Below are 21155 nucleotides of genomic sequence, written 5' to 3'. Positions count from 1 at the left end.
CCGCGAAGGGGGTCATTCGGCCCCCTTGGTCGCCGCGCTGTCAGCCGTTTGAGCAGCCATTGCCCATCACGCGGTATTCCAGCACGTGGGTATGGCCTTGCGAGTCGGCGTAGGTCATGCGAGCAGGCACTACGCCGCAGACATTGGGGATTTCACTCATGGAAATGACGTGGTCGATGTCCAGGTGTTGCGAGTAACTGTACTGTTCAACCGGTGCCTGTTCGGCGGCCTGGGCTTCGTCGGCCATGGCCGTCCCGCACAGACTGCCCAGCAGTACTACCATTAAAGCTTTCATGTTTAATCTGCCTGTTTAAAGTCGTCAGGGTGCGCGCAGTGCGTCAGGCACTACGACAACCGTTAAGGTATTGATCACGTTTGCAGAAAATTGACAGTTGCCTTCGTGGGGGCGGTTACAGGTTGTCAATCTTCTTGCCGTTGCTGGCGAGATCAATTCTAGAACTGTGGCCCAGGCTGAAACAGTGGGGCTTTTGATAAAGTCTGTTGGTGAAATTGGTAACAATCTGCGAGGCCTTTAACCTGGCAGGCAGCAAAATGCCCGCGCCTGAGCGGTTGCGACCTGATCGACTGGCAAATTACTACCAACGTCGAATGGCGGTTATCGCTCTGGTACAGTTACATCGGTCCCATACAAAAACAACTATTACACCGAGGTAAACACGATGAGTGCGGCTCCACTGTATCCCGTTCGTCCCGAGATCGCGGCCACTACCCTGACAGACGAGGCCACCTACAAGGCCATGTACCAGCAGTCGGTGATCAACCCGGACGGCTTCTGGCGTGAGCAGGCCCAGCGCATTGACTGGATCAAGCCCTTCACCAAGGTCAAGCAGACCTCCTTCGATGACCACCATGTGGACATCAAATGGTTTGCCGACGGCACTCTGAACGTTTCCTCCAACTGCCTGGACCGCCATCTGGAAGAGCGTGGCGATCAACTGGCCATCATTTGGGAAGGCGACGACCCCTCCGAACACCGCAACATCACCTACCGCGAACTGCATGAGCAGGTGTGCAAGTTCGCCAACGCCTTGCGTGGGCAGGACGTGCACCGCGGCGATGTGGTCACCATCTACATGCCGATGATCCCAGAGGCTGTGGTCGCCATGCTGGCCTGCGCCCGTATCGGTGCAATCCATTCAGTCGTATTCGGTGGGTTCTCGCCCGAGGCCCTGGCAGGGCGCATCATCGATTGCAAGTCCAAGGTGGTGATCACGGCGGACGAAGGCGTGCGCGGCGGTCGCCGTACACCGCTCAAGGCCAACGTCGACCTGGCGCTGACCAACCCTGAAACCAGCAGCGTGCAGAAGATCATCGTCTGCAAGCGCACCGGCGGCGACATCGCCTGGCACCAGCACCGCGACATCTGGTACGAAGACCTGATGAAAGTGGCCTCCAGCCATTGCGCGCCGAAGGAAATGGGGGCTGAGGAAGCCCTGTTCATCCTCTATACCTCCGGCTCGACCGGCAAGCCCAAGGGCGTGCTGCACACCACCGGTGGCTACCTGGTGTACGCGGCGCTGACCCATGAGCGCGTGTTCGACTACCGCCCGGGCGAGGTGTACTGGTGCACCGCCGACGTCGGTTGGGTCACGGGCCACAGCTACATCGTCTACGGCCCGCTCGCCAACGGTGCCACCACCGTGTTGTTCGAAGGTGTGCCGAACTACCCGGACATCACCCGCGTGTCCAAGATCGTCGACAAGCACAAAGTCAACATCCTCTACACCGCACCCACCGCCATCCGCGCCATGATGGCCGAAGGGCAGGCGGCGGTGGACGGTGCCGACGGTTCCAGCCTGCGCCTGCTGGGCTCTGTGGGCGAGCCGATCAACCCCGAAGCCTGGAACTGGTACTACAAGACCGTGGGCAAGGAGCGTTGCCCGGTCGTCGACACCTGGTGGCAGACCGAAACCGGCGGCATCCTCATCAGCCCGTTGCCAGGGGCGACGGCGCTCAAGCCAGGCTCGGCCACGCGCCCGTTCTTTGGCGTGGTGCCGGCCCTGGTGGACAACCTGGGCAACCTGATCGAAGGCGCGACCGAGGGCAACCTGGTGATCCTCGATTCATGGCCAGGCCAGTCGCGCTCGCTGTACGGTGACCACGACCGGTTCGTCGATACCTACTTCAAGACCTTCCGGGGCATGTACTTCACCGGTGACGGCGCGCGCCGCGACGAGGACGGCTACTACTGGATCACCGGTCGCGTGGATGACGTGCTGAACGTCTCGGGCCACCGCATGGGCACCGCCGAGATCGAAAGTGCCATGGTGGCGCATGCGAAGGTGGCCGAGGCCGCGGTGGTGGGCGTGCCGCACGACATCAAGGGCCAGGGTATCTACGTCTACGTCACCCTCAATGCCGGCGTCGAGCCAAGCGAGCAACTGCGCCTTGAACTGAAGAACTGGGTGCGCAAGGAAATCGGCCCGATCGCTTCGCCGGATGTGATCCAGTGGGCGCCAGGGTTGCCAAAGACCCGTTCGGGCAAGATCATGCGCCGCATCCTGCGCAAGATCGCAACCGCCGAGTATGACGCACTGGGGGATATCTCGACCTTGGCAGACCCAGGTGTCGTGCAGCACCTGATCGACACGCACAAGGCCATGAGCTTGGCCACGGCTTGACGGCACCGCGCGCGGCCCGAGATCCAAGCTTGATGGGAAGGTAATTTGGGTCGCGCCGGCAGTACGCCAGCGTCCAACATCGGCCCCGCCGGGTGAACCGGCGGGGTTTTTGCTTTAATAGACGGCTGAATCTGCTACCCGACAGTGATCGGTTACTTTTCTGTCACCGGCAATGCGCTATAGCGGGGCGCCTGGAAACACTTCGCGCTGTTTGAGGGCATTTGGGCTGTCATGTGTGTCGGTCTATCACGCTACACTTGCCGTCCCACAAGGGTTTGCCAATAATAGGCCCAGGATTTGCTAGATTCATGGGTTCAATTTCTTGCGCTTTTGCATATTCTGCATTGGCTGTCAACATCGCCCGTAGCGGTTTCAAGCGCTTCTGTAAGTAGTTGTCGCTTTGAAGAAATTTCGACTACCGGGCTGTCGTTAAAATGCCATTCACTCGCTCGTGGTCTGCGACCTTGGTCGAACCCTGCGCGGCTCGCGTTGTAACCATTCGCATATCGGGCAGCTGTTACCTGCCTTGTATTGCCCCGTACCGATGGAGTTACCTGATGAAGAAGCTCGCACTGCTTGGCGCCCTGGCGCTGTCCGTGTTTTCCCTGGTATCGCAGGCCGATGAAAAACCGCTGAAAATCGGTATCGAAGCGGCTTACCCTCCCTTCGCTTTCAAGCAGCCCGATGGCAGCATCGCCGGCTTCGACTACGACATCGGCAATGCCCTGTGCGAAGAGATGAAAGCCAAGTGCACCTGGGTCGAGCAGGAGTTCGACGGCCTGATTCCTGCGCTCAAGGTGCGCAAGATCGACGCCATCCTGTCTTCGATGTCCATCACCGAGGACCGCAAGAAGTCGGTGGACTTCACCAAGCGTTACTACCTCACCCCGGCGCGTCTGGTCATGAAGGAGGGTACCGCGGTTACCGACAGCCTCGATGAGCTCAAGGGCAAGAAGATTGGCGTGCAGCGTGGCTCGATCCACGATCGCTTCGCCAAGGAAGTGCTCGCGCCCAAAGGGGCCACCGTGGTGCCCTACGGCACCCAGAACGAAATCTACCTCGACGTGGCGGCTGGCCGCCTGGACGGCACCGTGGCCGATGCCACCCTGTTGGAAGATGGCTTCCTCAAGACCGATGCCGGCAAGGGCTTCGCGTTTGTCGGTCCGGCCTTCACCGACGTGAAGTACTTCGGTGACGGCGTCGGCATTGCCGTGCGCAAGGGTGACAAGGCCAACGTCGATCGTATCAATGCGGCCATCGATGCCATCCGTGCCAACGGCAAGTACAAAGAGATCGAGAAGAAATACTTCAACTTCGACATCTACGGCCCAGACGCGAACTGAGTCAGCCGTCAACCGCTGTGCAATGGTGCAAACAGCAGGAGCGCTGAGGTTTGCACCATTTTTCATTCTCTAGGTCGAGGACCTCAACATGTTGAAAGGCTACGGGGCAGTCATCCTCGATGGGGCGTGGCTGACGCTACAGCTCGCCCTTTCGTCGATGGCCCTGGCCATCGTGCTCGGCCTGATCGGCGTGGCACTGCGCTTGTCGCCGGTGCGCTGGCTGGCCTGGCTGGGCGACCTGTATTCCACGGTCATTCGCGGCATACCGGATCTGGTACTGATCCTGCTGATCTTCTATGGTGGGCAGGACATCATCAATCGCGTGGCGCCGCTGGTGGGCTACGACGACTACATCGACCTGAACCCGCTGCTGGCAGGTATCGGGACGTTGGGCTTCATTTTCGGCGCCTACCTCTCGGAAACGTTCCGGGGTGCATTCCTGGGCATTCCAAAAGGCCAGGCCGAGGCGGGTGTCGCCTACGGCATGAATGCCCGGCAGGTGTTCTTCCGCATCCAGGTGCCGCAAATGATTCGCCTGGCCATTCCAGGTTTTACCAACAACTGGCTGGTGCTGACCAAGGCCACGGCGTTGATTTCGGTGGTCGGCCTGCAGGACATGATGTTCAAGGCCAAGCAGGCGGCCGATGCCACCCGTGAACCCTTCACCTTCTTCCTGGCAGTGGCCGCCTTGTACCTGGTGCTGACCAGTGTCTCGCTGCTGGCGCTGAAGTATCTGGAGCGCCGCTACTCGGTGGGTGTCAAGGTGACCGAACTATGATTTTCGACTACAACGTGGTCTGGGAAGCGTTGCCGATGTATTTCGACGGCCTGCTCACCACCCTCAAGCTGCTGGCGGTCTCGTTGTTCTTCGGCTTGCTGGCGGCCATTCCGCTGGGCTTGATGCGCGTGTCGAAGCGCCCGTGGGTCAACCTGCCGGCCTGGCTGTACACCTACGTCATTCGTGGCACGCCCATGCTGGTGCAGCTGTTCCTGATCTACTACGGCCTGGCCCAGTTCGAAGCCGTGCGGGCCAGCGTGTTCTGGCCCTTGCTGTCCAGCGCGACCTTCTGCGCGTGCCTGGCTTTTGCCATCAACACCAGTGCCTACACGGCCGAGATCGTTGCCGGCAGCCTCAAGGCCACGCCCCACGGCGAGATCGAGGCGGCCAAGGCCATGGGCATGTCGCGTATGAAGATGTACCGACGCATCCTGCTGCCGTCTGCGCTGCGCCGTGCGCTGCCGCAATACAGCAATGAAGTGATCATGATGCTGCAAACCACCAGCCTGGCATCGATCGTGACCCTGATCGACATCACAGGTGCCGCGCGCACGGTCAATGCTCAGTACTACCTGCCTTTCGAGGCCTACATCACGGCGGGCGTGTTCTACCTGTGCCTGACCTTCATCCTGGTGCGCCTGTTCAAGATGGCCGAACGCCGCTGGCTCGGCTACCTGGCGCCGCGCAAGCACTGACCGCTCTGTGAGAATCGACAGCATGTACAAACTCCAAGTCCAAGACCTGCACAAGCGCTACGGCAGCCACGAGGTCCTCAAGGGTGTTTCTCTGGCGGCCAAGGCAGGCGATGTCATCAGCATCATCGGCTCCAGTGGCTCGGGCAAGTCCACCTTCCTGCGCTGCATCAATCTGCTGGAGCAGCCCCATGCGGGCAAGATACTGCTCAATAACGAAGAGCTGAAACTGACCCCCGGCAAGGATGGCGCACTCAAGGCAGCCGATGCGCGCCAGCTGCAACGCATGCGCTCGCGCCTGGCGATGGTGTTCCAGCATTTCAACCTGTGGTCGCACATGACGGCGCTGGAGAACATCATCGAGGCGCCGGTGCACGTGCTGGGGGTCAGCCGCAAGGAGGCGCTTGAGAAGGCCGAGCACTACCTTGAGAAGGTCGGGGTCGCCCACCGCAAGGATGCCTTCCCAGGCCACATGTCCGGTGGCGAACAGCAGCGGGTGGCCATTGCACGGGCGCTGGCCGTTGAACCTGAGGTCATGCTGTTCGACGAACCGACCTCGGCCCTGGACCCTGAGCTGGTCGGCGATGTGCTCAAGGTGATGCAGGCATTGGCCCAGGAAGGCCGGACCATGGTGGTGGTAACCCACGAAATGGGCTTTGCCCGCGAGGTGTCGAACCAGTTGGTGTTCCTGCACAAGGGCCTGGTCGAGGAGACCGGCTGCCCACGCGAGGTGCTGGCCAACCCGCGTTCGGAACGCCTGAAGCAGTTCCTGTCCGGCAGCCTGAAGTAAAAGCTGCTTTTTTGCACCACGATAGGGCATGCTGCGTGTCACGCGCAGCCTGACCCGGCGCATCGAATCGAACGATCTCAGGTTTCGGACCTTACCCTATGACCACCCAGCGAATCGGTTTTCTCATCTGGCCCAGCACCCGGCCACTGACCCTGGCGCTGGCCGAAGAAGTCTTGCAGGTGGCGCAGCGGGTCCATCCCGATGTGGTGTACGAAACACTGTTCCTGCAGGCCGAAGCCCCGGTCGAAGGCAGCTGGCGCATGCCGGGCGAGCCCTGGAGCGGGCGCCTGGAAGGGTGCCACAAGCTGTTTCTGATGGCCGATGAAGCGCCGGGCAACATCGGGGCTGGCCTGTCGACAGCGCTCAAGCAATTGGCCCGAAGCGGCTGCATGATTGGCGGGTTGTCTGCCGGGGTCTATCCACTGGCCATGCTCGGCCTGCTCGATGGCTATCGCGCGGCCGTGCATTGGCGCTGGCAGGACGATTTTGCCGAACGGTTCCCCAAGGTCATCGCCACCAGCCACCTGTTCGATTGGGACCGCGATCGCCTGACGGCCTGCGGCGGCATGGCGGTAACCGACCTGTTACTGGCAGTGCTGGCCCGGGACCATGGCGCTGAGCTGGCAGGCGCGGTGTCCGAGGAACTGGTGGTCGAGCGTATTCGCGAGGGCGGTGAGCGCCAGCGCATTCCGCTGCAGAACCGGCTGGGCTCGAGCCACCCCAAGCTCACTCAGGCGGTGCTGTTGATGGAAGCCAACATCGAGGAGCCGCTGACCACCGATGAAATTGCCCAGCATGTCTGCGTGTCACGGCGACAGCTCGAGCGCATCTTCAAACAGTACCTGAGCCGGGTGCCGAGCCAGTATTACCTGGAGCTGCGCCTGAACAAGGCACGGCAGATGCTGATGCAGACCAGCAAGTCCATCATCCAGATAGGCCTGTCGTGCGGCTTCTCCTCCGGCCCGCATTTCTCTAGCGCCTACCGCAACTTCTTTGGCGCCACGCCCCGTGAAGACCGCAATCAGCGACGCAACAGCAGCCCGTTCGAACTGAGCTCCGCGCCGGCTGAAAAAGGCTAGTCGACGTGTCAGCGCGGCCGGGCTGCACAACTAGGTGAACACCCGTTCACCCAGCTTCTTCTCTGCCGTACACTGCGCGATTGCGACAGTGTTTGTCGCATTGCCGAAAGCCCGCCCGAATGCCGGTTTTGCGCTGTAACAAGTTGTCGCTTGGCCGCAAGGCCACGCGGTCTTCGTTCCTTACAATCCCCCCATCGCTCGCCACTTTCAGGTCAGCGATCCTCTTCAGGAGACTCAGATGTCCGTTGAGCAAGCCCCGGTGCTACGTGCCGATTTCGATCAGGTCATGGTCCCCAACTATTCCCCGGCGGCCTTCATTCCTGTGCGAGGCGAGGGCTCCCGTGTCTGGGACCAGACTGGCCGCGAATTGATCGACTTTGCCGGTGGCATCGCCGTCAATGCACTGGGTCATTGCCATCCGGCCTTGGTCAAGGCACTGACCGATCAGGCCAATACCCTGTGGCATGTATCCAACGTCTTCACCAACGAGCCGGCCCTGCGCCTGGCTCACAAACTGGTAGAGGCCACGTTTGCCGATCGCGCGTTCTTCTGCAATTCCGGCGCCGAATCCAACGAGGCGGCGTTCAAGTTGGCCCGCCGCGTAGCCCATGATCGCTTCGGCCCTGAAAAGCACGAGATCATCGCAACGCTCAACAGCTTCCACGGCCGCACGTTGTTTACCGTGAGCGTGGGTGGTCAGCCAAAATATTCCGATGGTTTCGGGCCCAAAATCACCGGGATCAGCCACGTGCCCTACAACGACCTGGAAGCGTTGAAAGCGCAGATTTCCGACAAGACCTGCGCTGTCGTGATCGAGCCGATCCAGGGTGAAAGCGGTGTGGTCCCGGCTGACAAGGCCTATCTGGAAGGCGCGCGCGCCTTGTGCGACCAGCACAATGCCTTGCTGATATTCGATGAAGTACAGACCGGTGTCGGTCGTACCGGGTCGCTGTACGCCTACCAGCACTACGGCGTGACGCCCGACATCCTGACCAGCGCCAAGAGCCTGGGCGGCGGCTTCCCGATTGGCGCCATGCTCACTACCAATGACCTGGCCAAGCACCTGGCTGTCGGCACCCACGGTACGACTTACGGGGGCAACCCGCTGGGCTGCGCCGTGGCCTGCGCCGTGCTGGATGTGATCAACACCCCGCAGACCCTGGCGGGCATCAAGGCCAAGCACGAGCGATTCAAAGCCCGTCTGGAGCAGATCGGTCGTGACAATGGGCTGTTCAGTCATGTCCGCGGCGTGGGCCTGCTGATCGGTTGTGTGCTTTCCGAGGCCTGGCAGGGCAAGGCCAAGGACGTGCTCAATGCCGCCGAGAAAGAAGGCGTCATGGTGTTGCAGGCAGGGCCTGACGTGGTGCGTTTTGCCCCTAGCCTGGTTGTCGAAGATGCCGACATCGACGAAGGCCTGCAGCGCTTCGAACGTGCCGTGGTCACCTTGACCCAAGGCTGAGCCGGCTCGCAGGGTTGGCGCCGCGCCGGTTGCAACACCGGCCGGTGAGCCCGGATTCCAACGCAGGCGCCTGGCGCCTGCCTTTTTCACGCGCCGCCATTGGCAGCGCGTTTTCCAAGGAGTGACACCATGCTGGTGATGCGCCCGGCGCAAATGGCTGATCTGAACGAAGTGCAGCGAATGGCTGCGGACAGCCCCATTGGTGTCACCTCGTTGCCGGACGACAGCGCTCGGCTGGGCGACAAGATCGCCGCCTCCGAAACTTCCTTCGCCGCCGAGGTGAGCTTCAACGGCGAGGAACGCTACTTCTTCGTACTCGAAGACAGTGAGACCGGCAAGCTGGCTGGCTGCTCGGCCATCGTTGCCTCGGCAGGCTATTCCGAGCCTTTCTACAGTTTTCGTAACGAAACCTTCGTTCACGCCTCGCGGGAACTGAAGATCCACAACAAGATTCACGTCCTGTCGCTGTGTCACGATTTGACCGGCAACAGTTTGCTGACCAGCTTCTACGTGCTGCCCGAGCTTGTGGGCAGTGGGTGGGCCGAACTCAATTCCCGGGGTCGCCTGTTGTTCATGGCATCGCACCCCGAGCGGTTCGCCGAGTCGGTTGTGACGGAAATCGTAGGCTTCAGCGACGAGCAGGGCGAGTCGCCTTTCTGGGACGCCATCGGGCGCAACTTCTTCGACTTGAGCTACGCCGATGCCGAGCGCCTGTGCGGCCTCAAAAGCCGCACGTTCCTGGCTGAACTGATGCCCCATTACCCTATCTACGTGCCGTTGCTGCCTGACGCTGCGCAGGAAGCCATGGGCCAGGTGCACCCGCGGGCGCAGATCACCTTCGACATCCTCATGCGCGAAGGCTTCGAAACCGAGCACTACATCGACATCTTCGATGGCGGCCCGACCCTGCATGCCCGTACCTCCGGTATTCGTTCGATTGCACAAAGCCGCGTGGCGCCCGTGAAAGTCGAGCCGGTGGCGGCCCGCGGCACGCGGCCGTACCTGGTCTGCAATGGCCAGCTGCAAGATTACCGTGCCGTGCTGGTGGAATTGGACTGGGTACCTGGCAAGCCCGTCAGCCTGAGCCAGGAGGTGGCCGACGCCCTGGGCGTGGGCGAGGGTGCCAGTGTGCGGCTGGTCGCGGCCTGAGCGCCGACCGCCATCTTGCAGGATTAGCAGAGTTTCGCGCCGGTTGATGCCGCCGCACAAGGAGATAGCATGATCGTTCGTCCTGTACGCAGCAGCGACCTGCCTGCGTTGATCGAATTGGCACGCAGCACCGGCACCACGGGGCTGACCACGCTGCCTGCCAACGAGGAACGCCTGGAGCATCGCGTAGGTTGGGCGGAAAAGAGCTTTCGCGGTGAAGCCGAGCGCGGTGATACCGACTACCTCTTCGTGCTGGAAAACGACGAAGGGCTGGTCGTGGGCATCAGTGCAATCGCTGGCGCCGTAGGCTTGCGCGAGCCTTGGTACAACTACCGCGTCGGGCTCACCGTCAGTGCGTCCCAGGAATTGAAGATCTACCGCGAGATACCCACGCTGTTCCTGGCCAACGACCTGACCGGCAATTCCGAGCTGTGCTCGCTGTTCCTGCGCCATGACTACCGCTCAGGGCTCAATGGTCGGCTGTTGTCCCGGGCGCGCATGTTGTTCATCGCCGAGTTTCCCGAGCTGTTCGGTCAGAAGATCATGGCGGAGATGCGTGGCATGTCCGATGCCCAGGGGCGCTCGCCGTTCTGGGAGAGCCTGGGCCGCCACTTCTTCAAGATGGAGTTCAGCCAGGCCGACTACCTGACGGGTGTGGGCAACAAGTCATTCATCGCCGAGCTGATGCCCAGGTTCCCGCTTTACACCTGCTTCCTGTCCGAAGCGGCGCGCAGCGTGATCGGCCGGGTGCATGCCGACACCGAGCCAGCATTGGCCATGCTCAAGCAGGAAGGCTTCACCTATCAGGGGTACGTGGACATTTTCGACGCAGGGCCTGCCATCGAATGCGACACGGCCCGCATCCGCGCGGTACGCGACAGCCAGACACTGGTACTGGCCATCGGTACGCCTGGTGAGGATGCCACGCCCTTCATCATCCACAACCGTAAGCGCGACGACTGCCGGATCACGGCTGCCCCGGCTCGGCTGGCGGCGGGCACCTTGGTGGTCGACCCGCTGACGGCCAAGCGCCTGCGCATGGGTGCAGGCGACAACGTGCGGGCCGTGCCCCTGTCGGCCGCCCGGGAGGGCCAGTAAATGACCACGCATTACATCGGCGGTAACTGGGTAGCAGGGCGCGGCGAGCACCTGGCATCGCTCAACCCGGTGAGCCAGGCGACCGTCTGGCAAGGTCAAGGGGCTGATGCAGGCCAGGTGCGGACTGCCGTACAGGCCGCGCGCCAGGCGTTCCCCGCCTGGGCGCACATGAGCCTGCAGGGGCGCATCGAGGTGCTGGAACAGTTTGCCGCGCAGCTAAAACAGCATGCCGACGCGCTGGCCTATTGCATTGGTGAGGAAACCGGCAAGCCCTTGTGGGAATCGGCTACCGAAGTCACCAGCATGATCAACAAGGTGGCGATCTCGGTGCAGAGCTACCGTGAACGCACCGGCGAGAAGAGCGGCCCACTGGCTGACGCCACTGCAGTGCTGCGGCACAAGCCACATGGCGTGGTGGCGGTATTCGGACCTTACAACTTCCCCGGTCATTTGCCGAACGGGCATATCGTCCCGGCGCTGCTGGCTGGCAACTGCGTAGTGTTCAAGCCCAGTGAGCTGACGCCCAAGGTGGCCGAGCTGACCGTCAATTGCTGGATTGCCGCCGGCCTGCCTACCGGGGTGTTGAACCTGGTGCAAGGGGGGCGTGACACGGGTGTGGCCTTGGCCGCCGACCCTGGCATCGATGGCTTGTTCTTCACGGGCTCCAGTGGTACTGGCCATCTGCTGCACCAGCAGTTCGCCGGCCGCCCCGACAAGATTCTGGCCCTGGAGATGGGCGGGAACAATGCGCTGGTGGTGGACGAGGTCCAGGACCTCGACGCTGCGGTCTACACCATCGTTCAGTCGGCGTTCATTTCGGCCGGCCAGCGCTGCACCTGCGCGCGCCGACTGCTGGTGCCGCAGGGCCCATGGGGCGATCAGTTGCTGGCGCGGCTGGTTCAGGTGAGCCGCACCCTGGCCGTGGGCGCTTTCGATCAGCAACCAGCCCCATTCATGGGCTCGGTGATTTCCCTGCAGGCGGCGCACGCGCTGCTGGCCGCCCAGGCCGAGCTGATCGCCGGGGGCGGCGTCAGCTTGCTGGAGATGACGCAGCCGCAGCATGACGCCGCCTTGCTGACCCCGGGTATCGTCGATGTCACGGACGTGGCACCGCGCAAGGACGAGGAGTTTTTCGGGCCGCTGTTGCAGGTGCTGCGCTACCCCGATTTCGAGGCGGCCATTGCCGAAGCCAACAACACCCGCTATGGCCTGGCTGCCGGGTTGCTCAGCGACTCCCAGGCTCGCTACGAGCATTTCTGGCTCCACAGCCGCGCAGGCATCGTCAACTGGAACCGCCAGCTTACCGGCGCTGCCAGCAGCGCGCCGTTCGGTGGGGTGGGCGCCAGTGGCAATCACCGGGCAAGCGCCTACTACGCAGCCGACTACTGCGCCTACCCCGTCGCGTCGCTGGAGGCCACCGGCCTGACCTTGCCGGCAACCCTGGCGCCGGGCGTCACACTATAACGATGGTCGGAGCCTTGCCGATGAAAGCATACGAAGTGAATTTTGACGGCCTGGTGGGGCCCACCCACAACTACGGTGGCCTGTCCTACGGCAACGTGGCCTCTCAAAGTAACAGCCACCAGGGGTCCAACCCGCGCGAAGCGGCGCGCCAGGGGCTGGCGAAGATGAAGGCGCTGGCCGACCTTGGCTTCCAGCAAGGGGTGCTGGCGCCTCAGGAGCGCCCCGATGTGGCCGCACTGCGCCAGCTTGGCTTCGCCGGCACCGATGCCCAGGTGATCCAGCGCGCCGCACGGGAGGCCATGCCGTTGCTGGTGGCCAGTTGCTCAGCGTCGAGCATGTGGGTGGCCAACGCCGCGACAGTCAGCCCCAGCGCCGACACGGCCGATGGTCGGGTGCACTTCACTGCCGCCAACCTCAACTGCAAATACCATCGCAGTATCGAGCACCCCACCACCAGCCGCGTGCTGGCAGCGATGTTCAGGGACGAGGCGCATTTCAGCCACCATCCCGCCTTGCCGGGCGTCGCCCAATTCGGCGATGAGGGCGCCGCGAACCACACGCGGTTCTGCCACGATTATGGGCAGGCTGGGGTCGAATTTTTCGTCTATGGCCGCAGTGCCTTCGACAACCGTTACCCCGCTCCGCAGAAGTACCCAGCCCGCCAGACCCTCGAGGCGTCCCAGGCCGTGGCCCGCCTGCACGGGCTCAGCGCCGACGCGGTGGTCTATGCTCAGCAGAACCCCGCTGTGATCGATCAAGGTGTGTTTCACAACGATGTGATCGCGGTCGGTAATGGGGAGGTGCTGTTCTACCATGAGGATGCGTTTCTCGACACCGAGGCCGTGCTCACCGAGCTTCGCATCAAGCTGGCCGCCAAGGGCGGTGAGTTGCAGGCCATTTGCGTGCCGCGTGCCACCGTATCGGTAGAAGATGCCGTGCGCTCCTACCTGTTCAATAGCCAGTTGCTCAGCCGCGACGATGGGTCGATGCTGCTGGTGGTGCCGGAAGAGTGCCGCAACAATGAGCGGGTCTGGGCGTATCTGCAGCAGCTTACCCGCCTGGGCACGGCGGTGCGGGAGGTGCAGGTGTTCGACCTCAAGCAGAGCATGCAAAACGGCGGCGGGCCGGCTTGCCTGCGCCTTCGCGTGGCCTTGAACGAAACGGAACTGGCGGCGGTGAACCAAGGCGTTATCATGAGCGCCCCGTTGTACGAGACACTGCTGCAGTGGGTCGATCGGCACTACCGCGACCGTCTGGTCGACGCTGACCTGGCCGATCCTCTGTTGTTGCAGGAGTGCCGTACGGCACTGGACGAATTGACCCAGATACTCAAGTTGGGCTCGGTATACCCGTTCCAACGCCAACCTTGAAGAGAGAATTGCAATGACCGACGCCCTGCGCCTGATCCTGGAAGATGAAGACGGCACTCAGCTGGAAACTTCGTGCACGCGCTTTGCCGTGATGTGGCAAGGCAAGGAAGTATGGATCCAGCAGGACGGCCGTGGCCAACTGCTGATCGGGGTGGATGTGGAGGAGGGCGATGCCGAGTATGCCAACCTGCTGCTGCGCCCCCTGGCGACCAACCTGGTCAGCCTGCAACTGGAAATGGAGCCGGCCGACGTGGGCGAAGACGACCACGTTCACGGCCCGGACTGCGGCCACCATCACTGAGGACGCCCGCCATGCTCGCCCTTGGCAAACTGCTTGAGCTGACCCTCACCGGCCATGAACCGGCCGAGAAGACCCAAGTGACGTCCAGGGGCGTGCGCCTTCGCTGGCTGGGGCAGGGTGCCCTTGAAGTGAGCCCCAGCGCCGCTGACGACTGCGGCCTGGACCTGTTGCTGTCTGCAGGTATCCACGGCAACGAGACGGCCCCGATCGAGTTGCTCGAACGTTTGCTGCATGGCGTTGCGCGCGGGGATATCGTGCCCAGGGCGCGCGTGCTGTTCCTGTTCGGCAACCCGGCGGCCATCATCAAGGGTGAGCGGTTCATCGAACAGGACATCAACCGCCTGTTCAATGGCCGCCACGAGCAGTCCAGCGGGCCGGAGGCGTTGCGCGCTGCGGAGCTCGAACAGTTCGCACGGGTCTTCTTCAGCAAGCCTGGGCGTAGTCGCCTGCACTACGACCTGCACACGGCCATTCGAGGCTCCAGGATCGAGCAGTTCGCGCTGTATCCCTTCAAGCAAGGACGTGCGCATTCCCGGCGCGAACTGGCCCGCCTGGCAGCAGCGGGCATGGAGGCGGTACTGCTGCAGTGCAAGCCTTCAATCACGTTCAGTGCGTTTACCTACGAGCAGCTCGACGCCGAGGCCTTTACCCTTGAGCTGGGCAAGGCCCGCCCCTTTGGCCAGAACGACGCGGTGAATCTCGACAAGCTCGAAGCCCGGCTAGTGCGCATCCTTCAAGCCACCGAGCCCGATGACGACGTGTCGCTTGAGGGGTTGCAGTTGTTCAGCGTGGCGCGTGAGGTCATCAAGCACAGCGATGGTTTCCGCTTGCACCTGCCAGCAGACATCCAGAATTTCTCCCCGCTGAACAAGGGCTACCTGCTGGCCGATGACCTTGCCGGCGTGCGCTGGGTGATCGAAGAGGAGGGCGCACGGATCATCTTCCCCAACCCCAAGGTTCGCAATGGCCTCAGGGCGGGCATCATCGTGGTACCTGATGACGGTGAAAACCTGGCCTGAGCCCTAGATGTCGATATCCAGAGCCGGTACCAGTACGCTTGGGGTCAAGGCTTCGTATGCGTCCTGCAGCAGCCTGGCAAGTGCAGTCAGGCCGTCCAGGCCCTTGGCTTGGTAAGGGTCGTACAGTACAGCGGTGTAGGCACCGGGTAGCAAATGGGCGTATCTGGCTGGGATGACGCGGCTCAGGTCGAAGCCTGGTCCCTGCTGCGCCGGGCCTGCATGGCATTGCATGAGCACGATGTCGGGCACATCGGCATAGCCCTGACGGGCAGCATCCAATGCCCTCTTCAACTCTGGGTAACCCGACAGCAGTGCGAGCTGCTCATACACCCGGTTCTGGAATTGCGGTGTGCCGTAGATGAACAGGTGGTCGATGGCAGTGGTTTCGAACCGCGCATCAGCGCTGGCATTGGCATCCACGCGCAGTGTGCCGTCGGCGTTATCGGCCAGCCCCGCTGGAATCTCCTGGCCACTGAACAGCAGATGCACACGCTGATCGGGTGTGGACCTGTTCAGTCTCAGCGGCACGCCGTCTATTTCCAGATCCAGGCCGCATTCCTGATTCAGGCTAACGTTCACCGTATCGAGCCAGACCTGGACTTCATCGACGGTGCCTACCTTCACGTTGTCGTCGAATGCCTCGATCACCCTTCGTTGGATGTTGAGCTGGCCAGCCGAATAGAGTTTGTACAGCTCGTAATCAAAATAGACGCGAGACCCCAGACGTTCTTCGCCGTCTGTAGTGTCGTAGGCTAACGCTTCGTCCAGTTCCCCGAAGCTCAAGCGCTCACTATTGTCGCCGCCGTCGATATTGACGGTTTGGGTTACTGCAGTCATGGGCATGATCTCCTGTTCAAGAGCATTCACGCTAAGGCTGCCGGGTTTGCTGGGTGCGGTAGTTATTTAGGCTTGGCCGACGCTGTATTCAATGAGCCGGTGATGCGCAGGGGTGCGTGGCTAATTCTGCCAGGACGCTGATTCCCGGGGCTCAGGCCGCCTGTCGGGGATACCGGTTGCAGGCAACGGTTTCAGGAGTTGCCAGTTGGGAAGCCGGGGATTTAGCATCAGGCGTGATGAATGATTGATGCGTTTGACGCTGCCAATAGCCGATTCGGCCATTTCAATAGCACAAACTCACTGCACCAAGCCTGCAGGCCCGATATAATGCGGCCCTTTGCCGTCGTTTCGTCGACGCTTTGCCCTGATGGGCCGCCGTTTCCGTGGAAGATCCTATGAAAAGCGCAGAAATCCGTGAAGCCTTCCTTCGCTTCTTCGAAGAACAGGGGCATACCCGAGTCGCGTCCAGTTCGCTGATTCCGAACAACGACCCGACCCTGTTGTTCACCAATGCCGGCATGAACCAGTTCAAGGACTGTTTCCTCGGAGCGGAGAAGCGCGCCTATACCCGTGCTGTCAGCAGCCAGAAGTGCGTGCGCGCCGGTGGCAAGCACAANNCGGTTACACCGCACGTCACCATACCTTCTTCGAAATGCTGGGCAACTTCAGCTTCGGTGATTATTTCAAGCGCGACGCCATCACCTTCGCCTGGACCTTTCTGACGTCGGAGAAGTGGCTGAACCTGCCCAAGGACAAGCTCTGGGTCACGGTCTATGCCACCGACGACGAAGCCTACGATATCTGGACCAAGGAAGTGGGCGTGCCGGCTGAGCGCATGGTCCGCATCGGCGACAACAAGGGCGCACCCTACGCGTCGGACAACTTCTGGACCATGGGCGACACAGGCCCATGCGGGCCGTGCACCGAGATCTTCTATGACCACGGCGCAGACATCTGGGGTGGCCCGCCCGGGTCGCCCGAAGAAGACGGCGACCGTTACATCGAGATCTGGAACAACGTGTTCATGCAGTTCAACCGTACCGCCGACGGCGTGCTGCACCCGCTGCCGGCGCCGTCGGTCGATACCGGCATGGGCCTGGAGCGCATCAGCGCCGTGCTGCAGCACGTGCATTCGAACTACGAGATCGACCTGTTCCAGAACCTGCTGTCAGCGGCGGCCACGGCCATCGGTTGCACCAACGAGGGGCAGGCCTCGCTGAAAGTGGTGGCCGACCACATCCGCTCCTGCGGCTTCCTGATTGCCGACGGCGTGTTGCCTTCGAACGAAGGCCGTGGCTATGTGCTGCGCCGCATCATTCGTCGTGCTTGCCGTCACGGCAACAAGCTGGGCGCCAAGGGCAGCTTCTTCTACCAGATCGTCGCCGCGCTGGTCGCCGAGATGGGTGAAGCGTTCCCTGAGCTGGGTAGCCAGCAGACGCACATCGAACGTGTGCTCAAGGCCGAAGAAGAACAGTTCGCCAAGACACTTGAGCAGGGTCTGCGGATCCTCGAGCAGGACTTGGCCCAGTTGCAGGGCAGCGTGGTGCCGGGCGATGTGGTGTTCAAGCTCTATGACACCTACGGCTTCCCCATGGACCTCACTGCCGACATCGCCCGTGAGCGCGAGCTCACCATCGACGAGGCCGGTTTCGAGCGTGAAATGGAAGCCCAGCGCGAACGTGCACGCTCTGCCAGCGCGTTCGGCATGGACTACAACAGCCTGGTCAAGGTCGACAGTGCGACCGAGTTCCTGGGTTATGAGGCCACCGAAGCCTCGGCCAGGATCATCGCGCTGTACCACGATGGCCAGCCTGTGGACCAACTGGGCGAGGGCCAGGAAGGTGTGATCGTGCTCGATCGCACCCCGTTCTACGCCGAGTCCGGTGGCCAGGTGGGCGACTCCGGTTACATCCAGGCAGGTTCGGCGCGCTTTGACGTGCGGGACACCACCAAGACCGGTGGCGCCTTCCTGCATCACGGTGTGGTCGCCACCGGTGCGCTGGTCGTAGGCTCTCCGGTACAGACCAAGGTCGATGCCGACGTGCAGCACGCCACCGCCCTGAATCACTCGGCGACCCACCTGCTGCATGAAGCCTTGCGCCAGGTGCTGGGCGAGCATGTGCAGCAGAAAGGCTCGCTGGTGGACAGCCAACGCCTGCGCTTCGACTTCAGCCACTTCGAAGCGGTGAAGCCTGAGCAACTGAAGGCGCTGGAAGACATCGTCAACCGCGAAGTGCGCCGCAACACGCCTGTGCAAACCGAGTTGACCGACATCGAGACGGCCAAAGCCAAGGGTGCCATGGCCCTGTTCGGCGAGAAATACGGCGATACGGTGCGCGTGCTGACCATGGGTGGCGACTTTTCGGTGGAGCTGTGCGGGGGCATTCATGCCAAGCGCACAGGCGACATCAGCGTCTTCAAGATCATCAGTGAAGGCGGCGTGGCGTCGGGCGTGCGTCGTATCGAGGCCGTGACCGGTGCCGCTGCGCTGGCATATTTGAACGCTGCCGAGGAGCAGGTCAAGGAAGCTGCGCAACTGGTCAAAGGTAACCGCGACAACCTGATCGACAAGCTGTCGGCTGTGCTCGAGCGCAACCGCCAGCTGGAGAAGCAGCTCGAGCAGCTGCAGGCCAAGGCCGCCAGTGCCGCCGGGGATGATCTCTCCAACGCGGCTGTGGCGGTCAAGGGTGCCAAGGTGCTTGCCGCCCGTGTAGACGGGCAGGATGGCAAGGCCTTGCTCGCCCTGGTCGATCAGCTTAAGAACAAGCTCGGCCATGCAGTGATCCTGCTGGGCAGCGAGCATGAGGGCAAGGTCGTGCTGGTGGCCGGCGTGACCAAAGACCTCTCCAGCCAACTCAAGGCTGGCGATCTGATGAAGCAAGCCGCTGCGGCAGTGGGTGGCAAGGGCGGCGGGCGTCCGGACATGGCGCAGGGGGGCGGCGTCGACGTCGCGGCCCTGGATCAGGCCCTGGCGCTGGCCGTGCCGTTCGCAGAGCAGGGACTTTGAGATGAAGGGCAGGGTGGCTTGAGCGCGATTGGCGTTCATGGCCCTGCTGGGGTGAGTTTTCCTGCCCTTCAGGTTGGATTGTTTTTTGGGGCCCTGTATGGGCTGAGGCACCATTGAAATGGCGTTGATCGTACAGAAATTTGGCGGCACCTCTGTCGGTTCCATCGAGCGGATCGAGCAGGTAGCCGACAAGGTCAAGAAGCACCGTGAGGCAGGCGACGACCTGGTGGTCGTGCTGTCTGCCATGAGCGGCGAAACCAACAGACTGATCGACCTGGCCAAGCAGATCAGCGAGCATCCGGTTCCGCGCGAACTGGATGTGATCGTGTCCACGGGCGAGCAGGTCACCATCGCGCTGTTGGCCATGGCATTGACCAAGCGCGGTGTACCTGCCGTGTCGTACACCGGCAACCAGGTGCGCATCCTGACCGACAGTGCGCACAACAAGGCGCGCATCCTGCAAATTGATGACCAGAAAATCCGCGCTGACCTCAAGGCCGGGCGCGTGGTAGTGGTGGCGGGCTTTCAGGGTGTGGATGAGCACGGCAATATCACCACCCTTGGCCGAGGTGGCTCCGACACTACGGGTGTTGCCCTGGCCGCTGCGCTCAAGGCGCAGGAATGCCAGATCTACACCGATGTCGATGGCGTCTATACCACTGACCCTCGCGTCGTGCCGCTGGCACGACGCCTGGAGAAGATCACCTTCGAAGAGATGCTGGAAATGGCCAGCCTCGGTTCCAAGGTGCTGCAGATCCGCTCGGTGGAATTCGCCGGCAAGTACAACGTCCCGCTGCGCGTGCTGCACAGCTTCAAGGAGGGTCCGGGTACCCTCATTACCATCGATGAAGAGGAATCCATGGAACAGCCGATCATTTCCGGTATCGCCTTCAACCGTGATGAAGCCAAGCTGACCATCCGCGGCGTACCGGACAATCCGGGCGTGGCGTTCAAGATTCTCGGCCCGATCAGTGCATCGAACATCGAGGTGGACATGATCGTGCAGAACGTGGCGCACGATAACACCACCGATTTCACCTTCACCGTACAGCACAACGAATACGAGAAGGCCCAGAGCGTGCTGCAGAACACCGCGCGCGAGATCGGTGCCCGCGAAGTGATCGGTGATACCAAGATCGCCAAGGTTTCCATCGTCGGTGTGGGCATGCGTTCGCACGCCGGCGTTGCAAGCCGCATGTTCGAAGCGCTGGCCAAAGAGAGCATCAACATCCAGATGATCTCCACCTCTGAGATCAAGGTATCGGTCGTGATCGAGGAGAAGTACCTGGAACTGGCGGTGCGCGCCCTGCACACCGCCTTCGAGCTCGACGCCCCGGCTCGACAGAGCGAGTAAGGCCCTGCCTGGGAGGGCGCGGCTTGCCGCGCCCTTCGCGTTTCTGCTCGTTGCGCAGGCTCCGTCCAGGCCTGTGTATTAAGCATTACAGCCCGTGTCGGCGTCCACGACTGGGCTGAAACCCCAAAAGACTGTTACCCCTGAATGTTTTGCGTAAGGAGAAAGCTATGTTGATTCTGACTCGTCGCTGTGCGGAGAGCCTGATCATTGGCGATGGCGAGATCACCGTGACGGTGCTCGGCGTCAAAGGCAACCAGGTACGTATCGGCGTCAGCGCGCCAAAAGAAGTGGCTGTTCACCGCGAGGAAATCTACCTGCGGATCAAGAACGAGAAGGACGAGGAGCCAAGCCTTTAATTCTTTTGAAGTTTTTTTCAAAAAAAGGGTTGCAGACGAGGAAGAACCTGTTTAATATTCGCCTCGTGTTGCGGTGAGGTGGCCGAGTGGCCGAAGGCGCTCCCCTGCTAAGGGAGTATACCTCATAAGGGTATCGGGGGTTCGAATCCCCCCTTCACCGCCATTATTCGCTTAGGTTGCTGTAAGTTGTAAGAACGCTAAGTAGTTGATTTTAAACGAAAAAGTTCTTGCAAAAATGTTTCAGCAACCTATAATGCGCGGCAAGACACGGACTCATAGCTCAGCTGGATAGAGTACTCGGCTACGAACCGAGCGGTCGCAGGTTCGAATCCTGCTGAGTCCGCCACTTTTGAAGTGGCTTTGTTATCAAGGCTGTTTCAAGAAACCAGTGGTAACCTGGTCTAAAACTACCAAACG

Annotated in this window: 17 protein-coding genes, 2 tRNA genes and 1 pseudogene; 18 read left to right on the top strand and 2 right to left on the bottom strand. The window is 61.7% G+C overall.

Annotation, left to right across the window (positions count from 1 at the left end; translation table 11 throughout):
- Nucleotides 1-40 precede the first annotated feature (40 nt).
- Nucleotides 41-295 carry a DUF2790 domain-containing protein gene (locus tag B2S33_RS11270; RefSeq protein WP_027915912.1) on the bottom strand — a complete coding sequence of 85 codons (255 nt, stop codon included), beginning with the start codon at nucleotides 293-295 and terminating at the stop codon, nucleotides 41-43.
- A gap of 385 nt (nucleotides 296-680) precedes the next feature.
- Between B2S33_RS11270 and acs the strand changes: the two genes are divergently transcribed.
- The 13 genes from acs to astE all read left to right on the top strand — a co-directional run bounded on the left by acs (nucleotide 681) and on the right by astE (nucleotide 15184).
- Nucleotides 681-2642 carry an acetate--CoA ligase gene (gene acs / locus B2S33_RS11265; RefSeq protein WP_023533744.1) on the top strand — a complete coding sequence of 654 codons (1962 nt, stop codon included), beginning with the start codon at nucleotides 681-683 and terminating at the stop codon, nucleotides 2640-2642.
- A gap of 557 nt (nucleotides 2643-3199) precedes the next feature.
- The gene (locus tag B2S33_RS11260; RefSeq protein WP_027915913.1) at nucleotides 3200-3985 is read left to right on the top strand and encodes an ABC transporter substrate-binding protein; all 786 of its coding nucleotides are present in this window, start codon (nucleotides 3200-3202) and stop codon (nucleotides 3983-3985) included.
- Nucleotides 3986-4073: 88 nt separating this feature from the next.
- Nucleotides 4074-4763, top strand: coding sequence for an ABC transporter permease (locus tag B2S33_RS11255; RefSeq protein ID WP_023533806.1), 690 nt, complete (start codon nucleotides 4074-4076; stop codon nucleotides 4761-4763).
- Nucleotides 4760-5458, top strand: a complete 699-nt coding sequence (locus B2S33_RS11250) for an ABC transporter permease (RefSeq protein ID WP_023533799.1) — start codon at nucleotides 4760-4762, stop codon at nucleotides 5456-5458. Before B2S33_RS11255 ends, B2S33_RS11250 begins: the two co-directional genes overlap by 4 nt.
- 22 nt (nucleotides 5459-5480) lie before the next feature.
- The gene (locus B2S33_RS11245) at nucleotides 5481-6245 is read left to right on the top strand and encodes an ABC transporter ATP-binding protein (RefSeq protein WP_027915914.1); all 765 of its coding nucleotides are present in this window, start codon (nucleotides 5481-5483) and stop codon (nucleotides 6243-6245) included.
- 98 nt (nucleotides 6246-6343) lie between these two features.
- A complete protein-coding gene (gene argR / locus B2S33_RS11240) occupies nucleotides 6344-7324 on the top strand; it encodes a transcriptional regulator ArgR (protein WP_288650291.1) in 981 nt (326 codons plus the stop codon).
- 238 nt (nucleotides 7325-7562) lie between these two features.
- The gene (locus B2S33_RS11235) at nucleotides 7563-8783 is read left to right on the top strand and encodes an aspartate aminotransferase family protein (RefSeq protein WP_028688027.1); all 1221 of its coding nucleotides are present in this window, start codon (nucleotides 7563-7565) and stop codon (nucleotides 8781-8783) included.
- A gap of 129 nt (nucleotides 8784-8912) precedes the next feature.
- The gene (gene aruF, locus B2S33_RS11230; protein ID WP_027915916.1) at nucleotides 8913-9932 is read left to right on the top strand and encodes an arginine/ornithine succinyltransferase subunit alpha; all 1020 of its coding nucleotides are present in this window, start codon (nucleotides 8913-8915) and stop codon (nucleotides 9930-9932) included.
- Between the two features lie 69 nt (nucleotides 9933-10001).
- Complete coding sequence (astA, locus tag B2S33_RS11225) at nucleotides 10002-11030, top strand: arginine N-succinyltransferase (RefSeq protein WP_023533743.1); 1029 nt, start codon at nucleotides 10002-10004, stop codon at nucleotides 11028-11030.
- On the top strand, nucleotides 11031-12494 hold the full coding sequence (gene astD / locus B2S33_RS11220) for a succinylglutamate-semialdehyde dehydrogenase (RefSeq protein WP_027915917.1): 1464 nt from the start codon (nucleotides 11031-11033) through the stop codon (nucleotides 12492-12494).
- Between the two features lie 20 nt (nucleotides 12495-12514).
- The gene (astB, locus tag B2S33_RS11215) at nucleotides 12515-13864 is read left to right on the top strand and encodes an N-succinylarginine dihydrolase (protein ID WP_027915918.1); all 1350 of its coding nucleotides are present in this window, start codon (nucleotides 12515-12517) and stop codon (nucleotides 13862-13864) included.
- A 13-nt stretch (nucleotides 13865-13877) separates the two neighbouring features.
- Nucleotides 13878-14165, top strand: coding sequence for a topoisomerase II (locus tag B2S33_RS11210; RefSeq protein WP_110607038.1), 288 nt, complete (start codon nucleotides 13878-13880; stop codon nucleotides 14163-14165).
- Nucleotides 14166-14176: 11 nt separating this feature from the next.
- Complete coding sequence (gene astE, locus B2S33_RS11205; protein ID WP_027915919.1) at nucleotides 14177-15184, top strand: succinylglutamate desuccinylase; 1008 nt, start codon at nucleotides 14177-14179, stop codon at nucleotides 15182-15184.
- Nucleotides 15185-15187: 3 nt separating this feature from the next.
- Here astE and B2S33_RS11200 read toward each other — a convergent pair whose 3' ends face one another.
- Nucleotides 15188-16021, bottom strand: a complete 834-nt coding sequence (locus B2S33_RS11200; RefSeq protein WP_027915920.1) for a hypothetical protein — start codon at nucleotides 16019-16021, stop codon at nucleotides 15188-15190.
- 395 nt (nucleotides 16022-16416) lie between these two features.
- Here B2S33_RS11200 and alaS point away from each other — a divergent pair.
- From alaS to B2S33_RS11175, 5 genes and pseudogenes are all read left to right on the top strand, one after another.
- Nucleotides 16417-19028, top strand: a pseudogene (alaS, locus tag B2S33_RS11195) (alanine--tRNA ligase).
- 118 nt (nucleotides 19029-19146) lie between these two features.
- Nucleotides 19147-20382, top strand: a complete 1236-nt coding sequence (locus tag B2S33_RS11190) for an aspartate kinase (protein WP_023533761.1) — start codon at nucleotides 19147-19149, stop codon at nucleotides 20380-20382.
- Nucleotides 20383-20549: 167 nt separating this feature from the next.
- Entirely contained in the window at nucleotides 20550-20738 is a 189-nt protein-coding gene (gene csrA / locus B2S33_RS11185; protein WP_023533771.1) for a carbon storage regulator CsrA, read from the top strand.
- Nucleotides 20739-20810: 72 nt separating this feature from the next.
- Nucleotides 20811-20901: transfer RNA gene (locus tag B2S33_RS11180), tRNA-Ser, on the top strand.
- A gap of 106 nt (nucleotides 20902-21007) precedes the next feature.
- Nucleotides 21008-21084, top strand: a tRNA-Arg gene (locus B2S33_RS11175).
- The last annotated feature ends 71 nt before the right edge of the window (nucleotides 21085-21155 follow it).

It is taken from the genome of Pseudomonas sp. UBA5568, from assembly GCF_002425525.1.
Taxonomy (GTDB): domain Bacteria; phylum Pseudomonadota; class Gammaproteobacteria; order Pseudomonadales; family Pseudomonadaceae; genus Aquipseudomonas; species Aquipseudomonas fulva.
This window is presented reverse-complemented; position numbering and strand designations above follow the sequence as displayed.